Source organism: Halococcus salifodinae DSM 8989 (assembly GCF_000336935.1).
Taxonomy (GTDB): Archaea; Halobacteriota; Halobacteria; order Halobacteriales; family Halococcaceae; genus Halococcus; species Halococcus salifodinae.
This window is the reverse complement of the sequence record NZ_AOME01000094.1, coordinates 1-2,714: the sequence shown is the minus strand read 5'-3', so window position 1 is coordinate 2,714 and position 2,714 is coordinate 1. Positions and strand designations below refer to the sequence as shown.

Here is a 2,714-nt window from a genome sequence, read left to right as displayed (position 1 = left end):
GTGGTCCGCCAGGGAACTCAGGGCCGCTCGTGACCGACTCTATACGCTTGAACACGACTGCGATATGCTCGCCAATCAACGCCAAGCGTTCCTCAACGAACGTCCACCGATGGACAACCTGCATCTCGATGGGAAAGAGTTTGATGAGTACCTCTATCACTCACAGAACTTCACGTACCCTGTTTTATCAGCGATAACGGCCTATATCGAGAGAATACAACGGGTACGTGGCAGGATATGCAAACACTTGGCCACTGAATAGTATTGAACCAATGTATTCTATCGTGACAAACATTTATGGGCCGACTCTGTGAATCGCTGCCGTCTCGCATGAACTGGCCGGCAGCGAGTGCGTGACATCGGTGATAGCAATGACAAGTCCACACATACTCGGCGATGGTGTCGTTCTCCAGACAGTCCCGGACTCGCTCCAGCCATTGGTCAACGGGTTNTGACAAGTCCACACATACTCGGCGATGGTGTCGTTCTCCAGACAGTCCCGGACTCGCTCCAGCCATTGGTCAACGGGTTCCTCGAAGCGATCCCATTGGTGGTTGGCGCGATCGTCATCCTCCTGCTCGGATGGATCGTCGGCCGGATCTTCGGTGGGATCGTCAAACGCCTCGTCCAGGGGATCGGTCCCGCTCAGTACACCGAGGGGACACCCCTCGAACGCGAGAGCGATGCGGATCAGAGCATCGCACAGGCGCTCGGAAAATTCGTCAAGTACGTCATCTACCTCCTTGCAGTCCTCGCTACGGTCAGTTACCTCGGAATGCCGGTTCCCGGCGGGTTCCTGACTGGTGTCGGTGGCGGACTGGTCCAGGTCATCGTCGCCATCGCAATCCTCATTGTCGGAGTCGCTATCGGTCGATTCGTCGGGGGTCTCGTTGGGAACATTGTCGCCGGGTTGGGCCTCGACAGCTACGTCCGCGACACGCCGCTCGCCGATGCCACCGATTCGGTCGGCGGTATCGGCACCGCTGTCGGGAAGATCGTCGAGTACCTCATTTACTTCGTCGCGCTGCTTATGGCGCTCGATTACGCCGGCATCGCGATTCCGGGTGGGTTCCTGACGAACATCGCCAACGGTGCGGTGCAGATCATCGTTGCCGGCGTCATCCTCGTAGTCGGGTTCGCCATCGGTCGGTTCGTCGGCGACCTCGTCGCTAGCGTGGTTTCGGGATTCGGGCTCGACACCTACGTCCGAGACACGCCGCTCGCTGACGCTACGGACGCGGTCGGCGGCATCGGCAACGCCGTCGGGAAACTCGTCGAGTTCCTCATCTACTACTTCGCGCTGGTCGCGGCGGTCGATACGCTCGAATTCCCGGCGCTGTCGGAACCATTGACCGATTTCATCGGCCAGATCCCACTGATCCTCGGCGCTCTCGCCGTCCTTATTGTCGGAATCTATGTCGCCGACCTGCTCGGTGACATGGTGGCGAGCGTCGACGCGAGCCGGGCGGCTGACATCGCTGGTCTGGCTGTCCAGCTGTTCGTCTACTACATCGTCATCGTGTTCGCGCTCGACACGGCCGGGTTCGACACGTCCGTGCTGACGAGCCTGTTCGACACGGTTATCACGGCGTTCTTCGGCGCACTCGGGCTTGCGCTCGCTATCGGTGTCGGTGGCATGCTTGCACTCGGTGGGCAGGATTTCGTTGCCGAAAACATCGACGACTGGGTGGGGAGTGCGCGCAGTAGCGCGTCCGATCTCAACGAGGACACAGAATCGGACTCTGGGCCGGACGACGGCTTCGAGTCGCCAGGATCGACCGACGACTGACACCACCACTCTCGCCAAAGGGTTTCTCGGAACCCTTTCGAGGGTAGCTTGAATCCGATCAGACGGCGTGAAGCATATNCGCCAGGATCGACCGACGACTGACACCACCACTCTCGCCAAAGGGTTTCTCGGAACCCTTTCGAGGGTAGCTTGAATCCGATCAGACGGCGTGAAGCATATCGGACGGAATGAACACAGTTTCGTAATCAACCATCCTATCGAGGCTGTTCTTCAAGCCAGATCACTCACTTATGAAGTCCCTCACTGAACGGATCAACGAGAGTCGATTCGACCGTCCGATCAGCATCGTCCGAGCGATCGTTCACGAACTCCGTACAGAGAAGGTGACGTTCATGGCGGGCAGTATTGCGTATCACGCGTTCGTGTCGATGCTTCCGCTNCTGACGATCATCTCGACTGTCGGCGATCGGAGTCTCGAAACGGCGTTCGTCTCGTTTGCCGAACGTGTTCTCACGCCGAGCACTGGTGGTGTTCTCATCGGCCAACTCGAAACTGCCGGGACATCCACGGGACTGTCGATCCTTGGACTGGGAGTACTGCTGTGGGGAACACTCCGGATCTTTCGCGGGCTCGATACTGCGTTTTCGGATATTTACGAGACGGGATCGGCGAATACCTTCGCCGACCAGCTCACCGATGGGGTGGTGGTGTTTCTGACGTTTGGACTGGCGTTGGTAGCAGGATGGGCGATCAATTCGATTCTGTCGAGCGTCGATCCGGGAGTGGTTGCGACGGTCATCCGGCCGGTAATCCTCATTATCGGGTTAGCGATCACGTTCGTACCGATGTACTACATTTTCCCGGATACCGACGTGACACTGGGGGAGATCCTGCCTGGTGTGTTGGTGACCGCCGTTGGACTGACCACGTTCGAGTCGGTATTCCGGCTGTATACGCAGTTCAA

The 2,714-nt window shown here is 58.3% G+C and carries 3 protein-coding genes; all 3 read left to right on the top strand.

Annotated elements, in window-relative coordinates; translation table 11 throughout:
- Positions 1-262: DUF7260 family protein (locus tag C450_RS23765; RefSeq protein WP_449271556.1), on the top strand; the 262-nt coding region annotated here is incomplete at its 5' end.
- 255 nt (positions 263-517) lie between these two features.
- Positions 518-1,789 carry a mechanosensitive ion channel family protein gene (locus C450_RS19435; protein WP_005046616.1) on the top strand — a complete coding sequence of 424 codons (1,272 nt, stop codon included), beginning with the start codon at positions 518-520 and terminating at the stop codon, positions 1,787-1,789.
- 251 nt (positions 1,790-2,040) lie between these two features.
- Positions 2,041-2,714: YihY/virulence factor BrkB family protein (locus C450_RS19430; RefSeq protein ID WP_005046614.1), on the top strand; the 674-nt coding region annotated here is incomplete at its 3' end.